Genomic DNA, 16,253 nt, shown 5'->3' with positions numbered 1-16,253 from the left:
CCCTTAGACTTTCGTGGACAATCGATAGTCTTTGCCAATGTTGCCGTTGCAGGGGAACGGGGCTATTTGCTTCACAATCTCAGCTTCACGGTTGCCCCAGGTGAACATATTGCAATAGTTGGACCAAGCGGAGCCGGTAAGAGCACTCTTCTTAAGCTGCTTCTGCGGCTTCAAGAGCCTACATCAGGTGATATTCACATTGGTGGAACTCAGCTGAAAGAGCTTGATGCGACGAACCTGCGGAAGCGCTTCGGCTATGTCATGCAGGAGGATGTCTGGTTCCGTGCCAGCTTATATCACAATCTCACCTACCTTTGCGATGCGGATCAGAAGACGATAGATAGGTGGATGAGAGCTTTTGGTGCGCATGACATTGTCGAACAGCTCCCTTCCGGCTATGACTCCGATATTGGCGCGAGCGGCAACCGCTTATCGGGCGGTCAACGTCAGCTCATCGGATTAGTACGCACCATGCTGAAGAACCCGGATGTACTGCTGCTTGACGAAGCAACCTCCTCACTCGATCAGAAAAGCGAGACGCTTGTTTATAAAGCCCTGAACAGCTKCACAAACGGGATTACACGCATTCAGGTCACGCATCGATTAAGGGGAGCAGCAATGGCCGATCGCATTCTCGTCCTCGATCAAGGAGAGTTAGTGGAAGAAGGAACGCATGAAGAATTGCTGCAGCTTCAAGGCTTATACTCCAAGCTTTGGCAACAAGAGAGTGAGCAGTCAGACCAATCGGCAGATTATACAGGATTAGAGGGGGCCCGGTATAATGAGCGTGAGTTTGCTGCCAGAATCTAATAAACGACAAGCTATAGCCGCTTACACCAGAGCGCATCTTGGGCCTCGTTGGTTTACTATTTTTCTAATCGTGATGAAAAACATAATCGGTAGTCTCCTATATATGGTGCCTCCCTTCCTTTCCAAATACGTACTTGAGACACTGCTTCCTCAGCAAAACTGGAACCTACTTGTTATCGTTACGGTATGTATGGTTGCTGCTCCTATTACAGGGAGCTTAATGATCATACTCGAAAATATAGGCGGTCGGTTCCTCATTCAATTAGCTGGAAAAGGACGAGCAGACCTGTATAACGGTCTTCAGCATCAGCCGCTCGAATGGCTGCGCAATAATCGTATAGGTGATATGCTTACGCGAATACTTGATGATACTCGCCAAATGACCAATATGGTGAATGGACATTTAGGCTTTATGATTTTCCACGTCGTAACAATAGCTGCTGGTTCGTCTATTCTGCTCTATTTGAAGCCCAGCTTAGGCTGGGTCGTGCTCGTATTATGGGCTGGGCAAGCTGTGCTTATTACGATTATTGGCCGCCATATCAAAGAGAAAGCAGCAAATACGGCATACCAAAGCTCTCAAGTATCAGAGCTTGTGCGCGAGCTTGTATCTGGAGCCGCTTTTATTAAAGCAAACGGCAAGGAAGCAACGGCTCTTTCAGACGTGAAAAACTGCTTGAATGAGGAGTGGGAGCATACCCGTCTTGGTGTTATTATTCAGCATCGTGCCCAAATGCTCCATGCTGCACTAAACGCATGCTGCCTTGTATTGATGTATGTGGCAGGCGGTTGGTTCGTGTTGAATGAAACATTAACAATCGGTTCACTTGTTGCCTTTATCGCCATATACAATTGGCTCCGGCCTTTCGGTGCCTCATTCATTGAGATGATAATGGATGTAATAAAGGTTGTTCCTTCTGTGGAGCGCGTAACGGATATTTGTTTCCCCGCCAAACAGAAAGGCGAAATCGCTGTCCCAAGTGGTTTGCTGACTCTTAAGGCAAAGCAGCTATCGTTCGATTATGGCAGCCGTACTGTACTAGACGATGTAAGCTTTCAAGTTGCATCTGGATCAATTGTATCTATTGTAGGTCATCGAGGATCAGGTAAGTCGACATTAGCCGATCTGATGCTCGGACTGCGTGATCCATCATTTGGTTCCATTAGTCTTAACGGCATTCCTCTCTCGCAAATAGATGCTGGCTGGCTTAGACGCCATATACTTTGTGTTACGCAGGATGTTGTGCTTCGAAGTGGAACGATATTAGATAATATCGTATATGGCATTGTCGATTATGAGATGGAAGCAATCGAGGAAGCTGTACGAATTGCGCAGTTATCAGAGTGGATTTCCAGACTACCGGAAGGATTGCTTACCCTTGTAGGTGAACAAGCGCTGCAGCTATCTGGTGGGGAAAGACAGCGAATCAGCATTGCTCGTGCTCTCCTGCGAAAGCCTTCTGTTCTCATTCTAGATGAAGCGACCTCATCGCTGGACCAAGGGACCGAACGCAGGCTGCTGAATCAATTGATACAAGAAAAGCAATGTACGACCACGCTGATCTTCATAACACATCGACTCGATGTGGCTATAAGATCAGACGAGGTTCTGGTATTCAATCAGGGCCGTCTAGTCGAAAGAGGTGTTCACGCTGAGTTAATGATGCTGCCTAGTATTTATCAGGCACTATGGTCAGAGCAGCGGAGTAACGGTTAGAGCAGTCAGTCGTCGCTGTCTATCTTGACTATCAAAGCAGCGCTACAAAGTCCAGCAGTATCTAGATACCTTCTTCAAGCTCTAATTTAGACTGAGCGCTAATGATCGTACCATTATTAACGCCTTCACAAATTTCCTTCATTGAACCCGGCTTATCGAAGTTAAAAACATGGATAGGCAAATTATAATCTCTCGCTAGAATAAACGCCGCCTGGTCCATAACCTTTAGATCCTGCTGAATCACGTCATTGTAATGCAGCGACTTAAATCTTCTAGCATTTTTATTAAGCTTAGGATCGGCTTCGAGCACACCGTCTACGCCTTGCTTGGCCACTAATAGCGCATCACAGTTTACTTCAATCGCCCGTTGAACGGATGGGTAGTCGGTTGTAACATAGGGCTGTCCATTGCCACCTGCGAAAATAACGATATACCCTTTTTCCAAGTGGTGGATGGCTCTCAAACGAATATAAGGCTCAGCAACCGATGTAACCGGCAAAGCAGTCATGACGCGGACTTCTTTGTCCGTATTCGCTTTAAGCACTCCCCTGAGCATAAGGCTGTTGATAACCGTAGCCAGCGTGCCGATATTATCGGCCTCCGCTCTCTCGATGCCCCAGCTTTCGGCCATATTCCCACGAAATATATTTCCGCCGCCAATGACGAGAGCCACCTCAACGCCCATATTCACGACCGACATAATTTCCCTTGCAATATGGTTCAACCTTTCTGGTTCAAAACCGAATTCACTGCTCCCAGCCACTGCACCCCCGCTTAGTTTTATAAGAACTCTCTTATATCTGTTCATCGATTGCACCTCCATTTGAAATACCTAACTGCTTGCCGGTAGAATAACATCAATCGTAGTTCCCTTACCGAGCTTACTTTTAATGTTCATTTGACCATGATGAGCTTCAACGATTTTATAACACATCATAAGTCCTAGTCCGGTGCCTTTTTCTTTTGTACTATAAAAGGCCTCTCCTAACTTCGGAAGCTTCTCTTGTGGAATGCCACATCCCTGATCTATAAAGCGGATCAAAATATTACGCTTGTTTTTATGCTTAACTTGGATGAAAAGCTGCCCCCCATCCGGCATCGCTTCGATTGCATTTTTAATCACATTCACGAATACTTGCTTGAGTTGATTTTCTTCACAAGTGATCATTTGGATATCCGGATCAAATTCCGTTTGAATTTGGACGTTATTCATAATGGCCTGAGTATCCAAAAGCGATAGTATATTATGGGTCAGCTTACGAATATCTTTTTGTTCAAAATGGATGACCTGGGCAGGTTTAGCTAGGAGCATAAACTCACTAACGATGTAGTTAATACGTTCAATCTCCGACATCATAATATCGAAGTAATCTCTATTTTCATTCGTTCTAGATTGCAGCAATTGAATAAACCCTTTTAATGCCGTCAATGGATTTCGAATTTCATGTGCCACTCCAGCTGCAAGTTGACCAACAGCGGATAGCTTATCCGATTTTCTCAGCAGTTCTTCCGTTCGCTTACGGTTCGTAATATCTCTGATTGCGGTTTGGATAACGGATCTACCCATGTATTCATTTACTTTCGTGCTGCAGGCTTCAACCTCTATCACTTCCCCGTTCATACGAACAAACTTACATCCTGAAAAATCCATTGTAGTCCCTTTCGCAACTTCTTTGATGTTATCTATGACTTGCTGATGAAAGTCGGGATGAATAAAATTAAATATCGATTGTCCAACGATCTCCTCTTGACTTGTAGCTCCAATAAGTGCGTTTGCTGCATCATTTAAATAGACGAGTATCCCATCACTGTGCACTACAATGGGTTCAGGCAACAGTTTAATGAGCTGACGATAACGGTGATCATTCTCACGAAGCACCATTTCAGCCTGCTTTTGTTCTGTAATATCTCTTATGATGCTTGCAAAAGCAACGATCTCCCCATGAACATCCCGAATAGGGGAAAGAGTAAGACTGGCATGAATCTCCTTTCCTCTTTTGTCTCTATGGATCGTCTCATGAGCAATGACTAGTTCACCAAGGTAAATCTTCTGGGACATTTCTACCAGACTACATGTAAATTCAACAAGCCTCTCAGGTAACTCACTTCCGACAATATCGTCCGACTTCCAGCCATAGATTCTTTCAAATGCGTGGTTGACTTGCAGTATATTGCCGCTTGGTTCAAAAATAGCTATTGCCTCATCCATATTCCTGAAAAACGATTCAAGCAATTCTTTTGTTGTGGTGAGCTCATCTTGTGTTCTTTTTTGCTCCGTAATATCTTTTATGATCAAATGGTGACCAACGATTTCATTATTAACAATAAGGGGTACCCTTGTCATATTTAATGCAATGCGATGCCCTTTCTTGTGCGTAGCTATAATATCAAATTGTTTCGGTTTTACATCCGCCATGTCACGAAAGTTTACCGATGATTTATACCATTCGTCTTTTGCAATAAATCTTCCAATCCATTGATAAAGAAGTTCTTCCTTTTGATGACCTGTCATTGTTTCGCATGCCTGATTGCAGCTCAGAATACGACCACTTAAATCGCAGGAAATAATCGCATCAGGATGGTATTCAAAAAGCGAACTGTATTGCTGCTCAATTACCTTCCTTTCGGTAATATCAACACAGGACGCAATTACTTCTTCTACTTGGCCATCCCGTTTCACCGGACGTAAAGTTGCCAAATAGGTAATACCACCGTATTCTCCCTCGTAAGTGACGTTCTCTTCACCTTCCCAGGCACGTTGGTAATACTTTTCTTTTTCTGTGGCAAGATCTTTAGACCAAAAGTCTTCCAGCTGTTTGCCCACGACTTGTTCCGGTGTCAAACCCAGTTGATACAGCAGCTCTCCGTCACATAACGTATGAATGAAGCGTTTGTTAATCTTCTTGAATTTGAAAGTCATTCCCTGCTGCAGACGAACAGTATCTTTCAACTCCTGCCGCGTCAGGTACAAAGCATCCGTCGTACATTTGTACTCCGTAATATCTACAAATTGTGAAATGCAGTAGAGGGGACTGTTCTCGTCATCACAATATAGATTACTGCTAAACATAACCCATACAGTATGTCCAAGTTTATGTATAAACCTCATCTCAAATTGTAAGAAAGGAATCTGTCCGCTCACCATCTCTATTCCATATTTTATACTGAGTACATGATCATCAGGATGGGTAATAGATAGACAATCTAAGGATAGCAGCTCTTCTTCCGAATAGCCTGTTATATGGCAAAACGAACGATTAACTCTTAGCCACCGTCCGTTTGGCGCGACAATAGCTACACCATTAGTCGAATATTCAAATGCTTTACGAAATACATCTTCACTAGATAACTGCATATTTGCTTTCCATAGTTCGTCATCCATTAAATCCAGTTTCCATCCGATGTTACTCGATTCGTAGGCCATGATATCCCTCACTTTTAGTAAAGCAATTTGCTGTCATATTCGACAGAACAGATAATTAGTCCTGCAATTTTCTACAAAACATTCTGCACTTTCTAAAATCCTCTTGTATACCAACGTTGGGAAACTTTACAAAAATAAAATATACCATTCTGAGCACACAAAAAACACTAAAGCAATAAATGCTTTAGTGTTTTTTTGTTTACGCCAGATCGTTCCAAAGTGCGGTAAACACAGCATCCTCCATCTTAAAAAATACATGGGAGAAGCTGTACATGACATAGCCATCCTTAAACAATCGCAATTCAACGACACTTTTATCCTTAAGCTGCAGATAAATAAATTTTTGTGTTTGTTCACCGTTGTCGAATATCCCTTGACTCTGAAGTGTTTGCTGGGCTATCGGTTTGGAATCGTACATAGCCAGAAGAAACGCTTCCAGTGTGTCATTCACAGCAAGTACATTATGCTCCTTTGTATTTTGATCCCAGTTGCCAAACCTTTCCCAAGTTGCGGAATCTAGTTGATTGGTCAGCTTTAATTGTCCGAATAAGTCTGCACCACTCCGCAGTGTAATGCCATTCATACATTCATAAATTTCTGCCCTCACTTCACCGTTTTCTTCGTCATACGTCATAATTCTGAAGCTGCTGTCATACCCCTTGACTGTATATACATCTCTATTTCCAACGGACGAAGCCAGCTCTTCCGCATAATCACTTTGTTTGCTCCACTCGTTAATACTTGGCTTGGTTCGCCCTATCTTTGTACCCAGCAACGGCTTCGCATCTCCCACTGCAATTGAAGTTCCGCTCTGCGTATAAATTCTACCCTGATATACGATAAGCCCAATCATATCAGCTGAGCCTTTCATTTTTTTAGGAAGCTTAATTTGAGGAATAACCACTGTACCATCTTCAGCCACGATGTTCTCTAAAATATGATTTTCCTCATTCGATCGAATAACCCAGACACCCAAAAGTAAAGCCAACACCATGCACGCAGCAACTATTGCCGCTGGCCTGAATCTTTTTCGCCGTGTCTTGCTTTGCAGCTTCTTTGCAAGCCTAGCTTCTAATGCCGCATCCGGTTTAATCTGATCGACGACCCGCTTATAATCGCTATGCTTCATAATATGCCTCCTTCCAGTTCCAGCTTTAGAAGCTGACGGCCGCGCTGCAAGCGCATCTTGACCGCAGACTCACTAAGGCTCAGCGTTTCTGCAATTTGCCTGACCGTATAGTCCTCATAATAGAAAAGATGGATAACTGCTTTATATTTAAACGGTAGCCCTACCACCTCTTCAAACAACTGCAAATCCTTTAGAGATTGAAAGCAACTTTCTATGTCCTCCACGCTCACGACCCGTCTACGCCATAAGCTGCGCTGCATATTTTTGCAATGGTTCGTCATTACCCGAATAAGCCATGCTTTCTCGTGCTCTGGCTCATGAAAGCTCGGCGCCTTGTACAGCAGTTTGATGAATGTCTCCTGTACCGCTTCCTCCGCATCGTTTTTGTTACCTCCACAAGCTGATCTGTTCACATTCTTACACTAAACACACTTCAATGGCTACTTTGGTCACAACCTTGACGAAAAAAATTTTCTTTCTTCTAATCAACAAAGAAGCTCATCCTAATAAAAGGAGAGCTTCTCTATTTGTATGCTACTGACTAGCTGTCATTGATGCTTTTTCTTGAGCGATCAAATCCCAATCTGATGCTGTAAAATTACCCATATGCCACAAAGAAATACCCTTTAGACCATAAAACTTAGCGAGTGCTATTTTTTTGGCAATACTATTGGTATCCTCGTAAAAAATCTCATGGCTTCCGAGGTCGTCTTGAAATTTGATTTGATTGAGGAAAAACGGCATCATTACCGATTGGGTAACACCTAGCTGTTTTAAGCGATTTTCTACATCGATGATTTTCGGTTTAAACAGCTCTGATTTGCCGTCCTTAGTAATCCATTGATTAGCTTGCTTCGATATGCCGAGCACCAGCTTATGTTTGGGTACAGACTTTAACACATCCACTACTGTCTCATTAACAAGCGGCAGCGGCGCTGATGGYAGGTTGCTGACCTCATGAGTAAAGTCATACGCCATTAGAATGACTGTATCTGCTATTTCGCCAATCCCTTTCAGATCATAGCCTTTAAAATAATTGGTAGGTGGAACGGTAACAGCTAAAGTCAGATCACCCATTCTTCCCTTCAGCTCCTTAACGAACGAGAGAAAATCGGAACGGCTTGCCACTTCCCTAAGACCCTCGAAATCAAGGTTAATGCCCGTAAATCCATATTTAGCATCTTCCAGCGTGACCATTAAAGAATCAATAAATGATTTCCGCGCCGATTGATCCTTAATAAAATCCTTCAAATTATTGTTAGTGTAATAAATCATCAGTTCTTTACCGATTTGTGCTTGATCCGCCGCAGTAAGCACCTCCGCGGAACCATTCGGTATCCGATACTCGGTTGATGCGGTATTTAGCTCCGCAGTTCCTGCTGAGTTGTACTCCATATGCGACCAGCCAAAAGCTACATTGGTTAATGAAGGCATATGCTGAATCGCAGAATAAGATGAAATAGCATAATAGCCGGTGATGTCGAGACTCTGTTCTGTCAATTTCGAATCAATTAATCGATAGAGAACAGCAGCAGCTTGCTTGCGTGTTAATGGTTTATTTGGTGAAAAACCGGTTGGATCTCCCATCATAATACCTTGGTTTACACTATAGTAAATATAAGGCTGAAGCGCAGCATTCAATTTAGATTGATCCTTAAACGCCGTTTGATCTCGTTCTGTCTCCCAATCCGTAGAAAGCCATTGCTTACTATAATCAGCTGTCTGCGATTCCAACAAAAATCTGCCCATTAATGCAGCGACTTCCTCGCGAGTTATCGTTTGTCTCGGATGAAAGGCTCCGTCTTTATCTATCAAAAAATCGATCCATTTTCTTTCATAAGCTGCTGCTATATAAGGATAAGACCAACTGCTCACGCTAACATCTGCTGGCTTGCTGCCAGCGGGTTTTTCAATATTTATTTTTGCAGTAGAAACGAGTAATTTGATAAACGCTTCTCTCGACAAGGAATCCTCTGGTTTAAAAGTCATATCTGGAAAGCCTTGAATAATGCCAAGAGCCGACAGAAAATAAACCGATTCAAGGGCATAATCCTTTTCCTTCACGTCTTTAAAAGGTTTCAATTGCGAGTCATACGCAAAGGCATGGCCTGTCGTCCCTATTAAAATTAATAATGATAATGCTACTATTCTTTTAAACATATGAAATCCTCCTCTTATTGCTAATCAGCTTGCTTCCGTTCAATCCTACTAGTCTACCATTAATTAGACGTAGCTCGCTGGAAAAGGTTCCGTTTTTTAGTAGATTCATTCACAACATCAAAAGGCCGTCGGTATATGAACCGGCGGCCTTTATTTTATACTCGCTATAATGAACTATGAGTTAAAGACTTATCTGCTCCGCGTACCAATCCCAGCCTGTACCCAAATGCGCAGGGTTATGGGCATCCGAGCCATAAACACATGCAATTCCTTGCTTTCTACACTCCGCTAAAAACCATTCCGGCACATAAGGTTTACCGCATGTTGCAACTCTTAGTCCCGCAGTATTCACATCAATTCCTACGTTTGCTTTTACGAGCAATGGAATAATCCCTTCGAGTCTTCTTCTTATTTGCGCATCATCAATCGGAGGCAGCGCAAGAGAAAATTTCTCGATTAAGTTGATATGCCCAATTCGTCTACGCATAGGGAGTTTTGATGCAAACTCGATAGCTGCCTCTACGTGATTGTAGTACTCGTCCACTAATTTTTCCATCGTGCCGTAATGAGCTAGAAGATTCGTTTTGAAATCATCCGGTTTAAAATCAATGCAGCGCGTGCCCCCTACACCTGGCAAATAATGCACAGAATACACAACATCCTCTAAATCTTTCTGCCATTCGTCGACTATTTTCTCAGTGAAGCTAAGCTGCCCGGGTAAATAATCAAGCTCCAAACCGACCGCTATCTCTATTTGGCCTTCATATTGTTTCTTCATCTGATTTGCATATGCCATATATACAGGTAATTCTTCATCCGGCATAGCCAGCTCGTTAACTAAAGTAATATCGTCAATCCAACCCTTTGGCAAGGGTGGATGCTCGCTGATTGTATATCTATCAAAATCTAATGCTATTGCACGATCAATATACAATTCTTGAGCTTCAGAGCTCCCATGATAACAATGCCTAGTGTGCGTATGCCCATCCCATTTGATCTCCATGAATACTACCCCTCTACTAGTTGTTAGATCCTTATCGTTCATCTATCGTTTCTATCCTATATACTATAGTTTTAAGTTTACCAGACATATGGCGGATATTTAGGTCTTCATAATATTTTAACATTTTAAAAAAACTTACTCATTTGCGCCTAACACTGTAATACCTCATCGCTCTCGGCACACCCTTAATTTCCAATTTACTGCTGTAAATAAGCTCCCGCAGCCGATATTCGAAGTAGCTGTCACCTATGTATTGATCACAGTGTCCAATCGCTTCTCCTATTACCCTTGCAGCCTTAATAAACTCATTATTCTCCTTGTAAGCATGCAATTTCTCAACCGTCTTTAGCAAATACGAATCGAAATAATGATGATCGACGCTAAGTATTCTCTTTTGACTCCATATACGCAGCACCTCTTGCTGTTCGGCAAGCGCCAACCATTCACGCTCCAGCGACTTTCTATCTTCGATTGTTATAGGCCCATCGTCCTCGGATGCTCCAAAAACGGCCTGCAGTTTTTCATCAGGAATTTCTCCAGAATGTACATAGTCTATGAAAGCATCCGAACGATTGAATCTTTTGCTGCAAGCCTCATCTACATGAAATACGAATATGTCATTCGGGATGTCCCTCAGCATATAGACGGCGTGCCTCAAGCCGACCTGCTCATGGGCGTTGMTGCTAATCCATAGCACAATTGAGGCTTGCTTGGGTATCTTTGCAATTTGCTCAAGCAAGCTTTGATGATAAGCTTCTGATTCGTCTTCGTACTCATCATAACCCACGTTTATATGGTCTCTAAACCACTCCATTCTTCGTAACCGACCAGCCTCCTCGTGAAGCTGCCATAGTGGACCTATAGAGTAGTTATCATGGAAGGAAATAACCTTGTTTGTATCAATTAATTCCATTTTCTTTATTGCCACTTTCAAGCTTCCCGCAGCAGAATCTCCGAACAACATATGCACTTTCATGCTATCAGAATCGGGCTCCCAAATTTGTCTTCTCATCTTGGAAACAAGCAATTCTTCGTATAGCTCCTTCAAATTATCATAAAGATCAACTTTTGCATTCTTATTACTTTCAGTTGAATCCATTTGGAGCATGGCATGCATGAGGAGCAGCTTCACTTCTTTCGGTGTGAGTTCATGGATTGCTGTACGTAGTTGTTCAAGTTTATCCAAAAGCTTCACCTCACCTTTCTAAATAAAAAAGGCTGTCCCGAAAGGCACTAAACCTTAAGAGACAGCCCTGCGTTGTCTACATCATTAAGCGTTATAAAATTTCTCAATCTCACGAACAACCTCTGACAGCTTGCCATCGATACGTGTCTGACGCTGCGGCTTATCGAACAACGATGAGATTTGCTCTGGAAATTGCTGCTCAATGTTGCAAAGCTTGATCGCTTCGTCGAACTTAGCTGGATGAGCCGTTGCAAGTGATATTGTAATTTCGTTGTCACCACTGCACTTTTCAGCCGCAGCAACACCGCAAGCTGAGTGCGGATCAAGCAGGTAGTCTGTTTCTGCTTTATAGGTTGAAATGGTAGCCAGACACTCTTGTCCTTCTACCCCGTGTGCTGCAAACTCTGCATGTACTTTGCTTAACGCTTCCTCGGAGATCACAATTTGTCCTTCTGCCTTGAACTTCTCCATCAGCGTCCGAATTTGTTCCGGATTTTCGCCTAAAACATAATAGAGATAGCGTTCAAAATTGCTCGCTACTTGAATGTCCATCGATGGGCTATACGTGCTGCGGAAGTCTCCCGGCTTATACACACCTTCATGAATGAAGCGCTCCAAAATGTTGTTTTCGTTCGTTGCCAAAATCAGTTTATTTACTGGAAGACCCATACGTTTAGCAAGGTATCCTGCAAAAATATCACCGAAGTTGCCAGTTGGAACGCTGAAGTTAACCTGCTTCACATCTGTTTGCTTTGCCACTTGGAAATAGGCGTAAAAATAATAAACGGTTTGTGCTAATATACGCACGAAGTTAATCGAGTTAATGGCTGCAAGCTGATTGGTCGCTTTAAAGTCTAGATCAGCGAACAAGTCCTTAATCATTCTCTGACAATCGTCGAAGTTGCCTTCAACCGACAAGTTAAGCACGTTGTCGTCTTGAACCGTCGTCATTTGCAGCTCCTGCACTTTGCTGACTTTACCATGCGGATGCAAAATACAAATTTTAATGCCCTCTTTGCCCTTAACACCTTCAATAGCCGATGCTCCAGTATCGCCGGATGTTGCGCCAAGGATATGAATTTTTTTATTTTGTTTCTTGGATACATACGTATAAAGCTGACCCATGAATTGCAGGGCAATGTCTTTGAATGCAAACGTAGGACCATGGAAAAGCTCAAGCAAATACAAGCTGTCATTTAATTTACGAACCGGCGTTACCTGCGGGTCCCGAAAGGTTGAGTAGCTTGCGTTAACCATCGTTTTGAGATCTTCGTCCGGTATTTCACCGTTCGTATAATAGGAGAAAATTGCGAGAACCAGCTCTTGATAGCTAAGCTCTTGCCATTCCTTCAGCGTTGCTGCTGAAATAACCGGAATTTCATTTGGAACCAAGAGGCCGCCATCATCCGCTAACCCCATCATAAACGCATCGATAAAACCTATTTTACCGACATTACCGCGTGTGCTAACATACTCCATCTGTATATCCTCCTACAATATAATGCTGATAACAGCTGATTGCGGACAATCTAGCTGACGATATTATTCCGAAATTTTATTTACTCCTACCATTATATGAAAAGGATGCCCTTAATCTCAAGTCATTTCCTTTATTTCATTCATTTATTTCAATTAAAGCTCCTCATTTACGACAAGGCCGAATATAGTAGCAAATACTACCGCCTGCGAGGGAGAGATGATACACCGTCTCAGATCCTCAATTGTAACACCCAGGCTATTGAACTCACAGCTGCTAATGTCTATCCCGCCTAGCTTCGTTTGCGAAAACTGTACCTGATCGAGGTTCGTTTCATCAAAATAAACTTGAGACAGCGTCATATTGGACATATCCGCCTTGGCCATCGAGCACTTATCGAATTTCGCACCCTTCACATTAGCGAATCGTAATACCGAATAGTCCGCCATACATTGCTCATAGCGTACATTCCGAATGGTCGCTCCCGTAATATCCATGCCAATAAGCTTGCAGTTATGAAACGAAACTCTATGGAAAACTGATTCACTTAAATCAATGTTTGATAAATCGCAGTTTTCAAAACGAACATCAGTAAACTCGGCTTTTCTCAAGCTGTTCCCTCTAAACAGGACATTCTTAAATAGTACTCTGTCAAAACATGCTTTATAGGCAGATTGATTATTAACCGAAGAATCCTCGACAACCGAGTCACTTATTTCATGTTCATCGACTATCTCATAATCAGAAATGACTAGAGGCTCCAGTAAGCTCGGAATTTTCGGCACTTCTATTTTTTCTTTTTTGCTAGACATAATCATAATAACCTCCTGTTACAGTCGTTCCCAAGCGTAAACGGCTGTCGCTGTTAATCATTATAACTCATTTGAACACCCATATATAAAAATAGAGTTATGGTACAATAATAGTGACCATTCCTCTTCATTTCAAACTAAATTTTATGCTTGCTGTAATAAATGACTCATTTTTAAAACATTGGAGGTGCAGCATGCCATACGAACTTTCGCTGGAGCAGCGTGATCAAATTATGGGGCAGCTAACGGAGGAACAACGGCATTTTATTCATCATGTGCTTGTACGAGGCAGAAGAACCATGTTTGCGCGGCATCTTGCAAGGGTGAAGTGCCAATTCATACCGGAGGATGCTGAGCTTGAGGAAATCGAGTCGCACATAAATGAGTGGGACTACATTGGATTTACCGATAGCGGCGAGGTATCTCCTCATACAAAATGTGAATGTGGCAGATCACTTCGTTACCAGCACCAAGTGCTCCATCTTCCGACAAATAAAATGCGTTATTTCGGGATTGACCATCTGCAATTGCATACGGGTATTGATGCGAAGACGATTAACGATATTATGAAGGGCTTCGACGTGCTTGATAGCGAGATGAATGAAATGCTAAGCAAGTATCAGAGCGGCTGGAAGCTTAATCACCATCTGTATCAACCATTCCCGCTCGATTTTGAGGTTCCGCATGATGTACAAGAGCATCTGAAGGCCGGACTCCCGCTGCTTGATCGTCAGCTTGCTAAGCTTCGCAATAAGCTTCGTGATTTAGAGAAGGTAAACAGACAGAAGCCGCCAGTCGCTATAGTAAAGGAAACTCACTCTGATTCAGCGTATGTCACCTCGGAAGAAACGCAAGCGGCCTTTATGGTACTTGACGATAACCAAGGCTTCTTCGTGTTTGAAGAAGTAGACGTAGAGGTGAAGGTGAAGCAAGCTCCCATTCCATTCGAATCGAGCAGTGATCTGTTCCATCTGCCTTCCTCCGCGAAGCGCATCATCGATGATGCTATCCCATTAGGACGAATCAGCTGCTTAGCCGTTTCGGAATTTCTAGTGAAGCAGAAGCTCGTTTCAAGTAAGCGAATGGCGACCGGTAAACCGGATATTTATATCGCAGTTGCCGCATACCTCGACAAGCTAACCGCTACAGGACGCTGCATACTTGTAGAAACAAGTGCGGAAGATCGTGTTTACACGGCGCAATAATTGCTTAATAATCGGCGTTTGCGTCCATGCTGGGCTTGCCCCGTCTGGACGTAAATGACTAAGTATAAGCTCCACTGACAAATCACTCGAATAAGTCAATCTGCTGTGGTGGAAGATCGTTTGTCTTTTGGCCTAATAAATCCATGAGTTGGAATGCATTTGATGCAGCATCACCACCGGAATTATTATTAAAAATCACACAAACCTCCTTCGTTTCTTTTTGAAGATACTCTAGGTTATCCTTCCATTCAAGCAACTCCTCATTGCTGTAACGATAAAGATACCTTACTTCTCGCCAATTAGCTGTTCCATTTGAGCTTGAGGCCCAGCCCTGAACATTTCTACCGTGAAAACGTAATATCGTTAAATCTTCATTGGTTGCCTCTAAAATAGTTGGAATGGAACCTGGAAAAACCTGTGGTTCATCACAAATACTATGTATCCAGCCTTCATTGCGCATAAATTGCAATGTCTTTTGCTGCATTTCTGCACTGAACCAGCTCTGATGACGAAATTCTAGTGCCAGCGGAATATTTTTCATTCGGTCTTTAGTCAAACGCAATAAGTCTACATGACTACGATTACAGTCAAACCATGGGGGATATTGAAAAAGGACAGCTTTTAATTTTCCAGCTTCAATAACAGGAAGTATTGACTCCCTAAAAGCTTGAAACATCACATCCATTTCTGCATTGGAATATTTCTGACGTGTATGTCCCGTTAAACCTTGATATGCCTTAAWTAGAAAGGAAAAATCTACTGTTGTGTCTGCTATCCATCGCTCATAAAGTTCAGATTTATGGATAGCGTAATAGGAGCTGTCTACTTCAACTACAGAAAAATATTTGTTATATTCCTTTAATCTTTGTTGAGGTTTAACACCCACATTATATATCAGGTCGTGATCTCCCCATCCTGCTAGGCCTACTGAAATCATGATTTTCACCACTTTTAATATATTCAACTATTAAATCTTATTTTAACTATATCTATTCCCATTATCACATAAGAAGAAACGACTACATCGTCCTTGTCTAAGGACAAACGGTTTCTCGTAAAAATATAGGCGGAGTGTAAACGTGAAACTTATACTTTCCAATATTTCAAAAAAAGAGCCTGCCGTCAATCAAAGCATGCTCTATCTATCATTATTCATATAAATGAATCAAGTCCAATCCACTCTTTTAAAAATTTCAATCGCCTTTTGCCGGTAATCTCCTAGATCTGCGAAATCAAGCTGCTGCGACTTGAAAGCCCTCCATGTTTTAATAGGCTCTGTTACGTCAGCCTCTTCATTAACCGGAAATTCATAACTCTCCTGTACCAATAG

Annotated in this window: 13 protein-coding genes; 3 read left to right on the top strand and 10 right to left on the bottom strand. The window is 42.6% G+C overall.

Translation table 11 applies throughout. The features are described from left to right. Nucleotides 1-810 (top strand): ATP-binding cassette domain-containing protein (locus AC1DWN_RS14595; RefSeq protein ID WP_477559631.1); only part of this gene is annotated, 810 nt, incomplete at its 5' end. Then, nucleotides 782-2,527, top strand: coding sequence for an ABC transporter ATP-binding protein (locus tag AC1DWN_RS14590; RefSeq protein WP_477559630.1), 1,746 nt, complete (start codon nt 782-784; stop codon nt 2,525-2,527). The genes AC1DWN_RS14595 and AC1DWN_RS14590, both read left to right, overlap by 29 nt. 61 nt (nt 2,528-2,588) lie before the next feature. Here AC1DWN_RS14590 and pyrH read toward each other — a convergent pair whose 3' ends face one another. The 9 genes from pyrH to AC1DWN_RS14545 all read right to left on the bottom strand — a co-directional run bounded on the left by pyrH (nt 2,589) and on the right by AC1DWN_RS14545 (nt 13,718). Continuing rightward, complete coding sequence (pyrH, locus tag AC1DWN_RS14585; protein ID WP_477559629.1) at nt 2,589-3,335, bottom strand: UMP kinase; 747 nt, start codon at nt 3,333-3,335, stop codon at nt 2,589-2,591. 24 nt (nt 3,336-3,359) lie between these two features. After that, nucleotides 3,360-5,951, bottom strand: coding sequence for a PAS domain-containing sensor histidine kinase (locus AC1DWN_RS14580; protein WP_477559628.1), 2,592 nt, complete (start codon nt 5,949-5,951; stop codon nt 3,360-3,362). Nucleotides 5,952-6,150: 199 nt separating this feature from the next. Beyond that, complete coding sequence (locus tag AC1DWN_RS14575) at nt 6,151-7,080, bottom strand: hypothetical protein (protein WP_477559627.1); 930 nt, start codon at nt 7,078-7,080, stop codon at nt 6,151-6,153. Next, nucleotides 7,077-7,493 carry an RNA polymerase sigma factor gene (locus tag AC1DWN_RS14570; protein ID WP_477559626.1) on the bottom strand — a complete coding sequence of 139 codons (417 nt, stop codon included), beginning with the start codon at nt 7,491-7,493 and terminating at the stop codon, nt 7,077-7,079. The genes AC1DWN_RS14575 and AC1DWN_RS14570 overlap by 4 nt, the downstream gene beginning before the upstream one ends. Before the next feature lie 121 nt (nt 7,494-7,614). Further along, on the bottom strand, nt 7,615-9,240 hold the full coding sequence (locus AC1DWN_RS14565; protein ID WP_477559625.1) for an S-layer homology domain-containing protein: 1,626 nt from the start codon (nt 9,238-9,240) through the stop codon (nt 7,615-7,617). Nucleotides 9,241-9,421: 181 nt separating this feature from the next. Next, entirely contained in the window at nt 9,422-10,243 is an 822-nt protein-coding gene (gene hisJ, locus AC1DWN_RS14560) for a histidinol-phosphatase HisJ (RefSeq protein ID WP_477559624.1), read from the bottom strand. Nucleotides 10,244-10,382: 139 nt separating this feature from the next. Beyond that, nucleotides 10,383-11,429: a DUF1835 domain-containing protein gene (locus AC1DWN_RS14555; RefSeq protein WP_477559623.1), complete on the bottom strand. Its 1,047-nt coding sequence runs from the start codon at nt 11,427-11,429 to the stop codon at nt 10,383-10,385. An 84-nt stretch (nt 11,430-11,513) separates the two neighbouring features. Beyond that, entirely contained in the window at nt 11,514-12,908 is a 1,395-nt protein-coding gene (gene thrC, locus AC1DWN_RS14550) for a threonine synthase (RefSeq protein WP_477559622.1), read from the bottom strand. Between the two features lie 153 nt (nt 12,909-13,061). Next, complete coding sequence (locus AC1DWN_RS14545) at nt 13,062-13,718, bottom strand: pentapeptide repeat-containing protein (RefSeq protein WP_477559621.1); 657 nt, start codon at nt 13,716-13,718, stop codon at nt 13,062-13,064. Between the two features lie 194 nt (nt 13,719-13,912). On the opposite strand from AC1DWN_RS14545, the gene AC1DWN_RS14540 reads away from it, so the two are divergent. Next, nucleotides 13,913-14,923, top strand: a complete 1,011-nt coding sequence (locus AC1DWN_RS14540) for a DUF3895 domain-containing protein (RefSeq protein ID WP_477559620.1) — start codon at nt 13,913-13,915, stop codon at nt 14,921-14,923. An 82-nt stretch (nt 14,924-15,005) separates the two neighbouring features. Here AC1DWN_RS14540 and AC1DWN_RS14535 read toward each other — a convergent pair whose 3' ends face one another. Further along, entirely contained in the window at nt 15,006-15,860 is an 855-nt protein-coding gene (locus tag AC1DWN_RS14535; protein ID WP_477559619.1) for a DUF72 domain-containing protein, read from the bottom strand. Nucleotides 15,861-16,253 lie beyond the last annotated feature (393 nt).

Source organism: Paenibacillus sp. P4_A7, from assembly GCF_056402455.1.
This window is presented reverse-complemented; position numbering and strand designations above follow the sequence as displayed.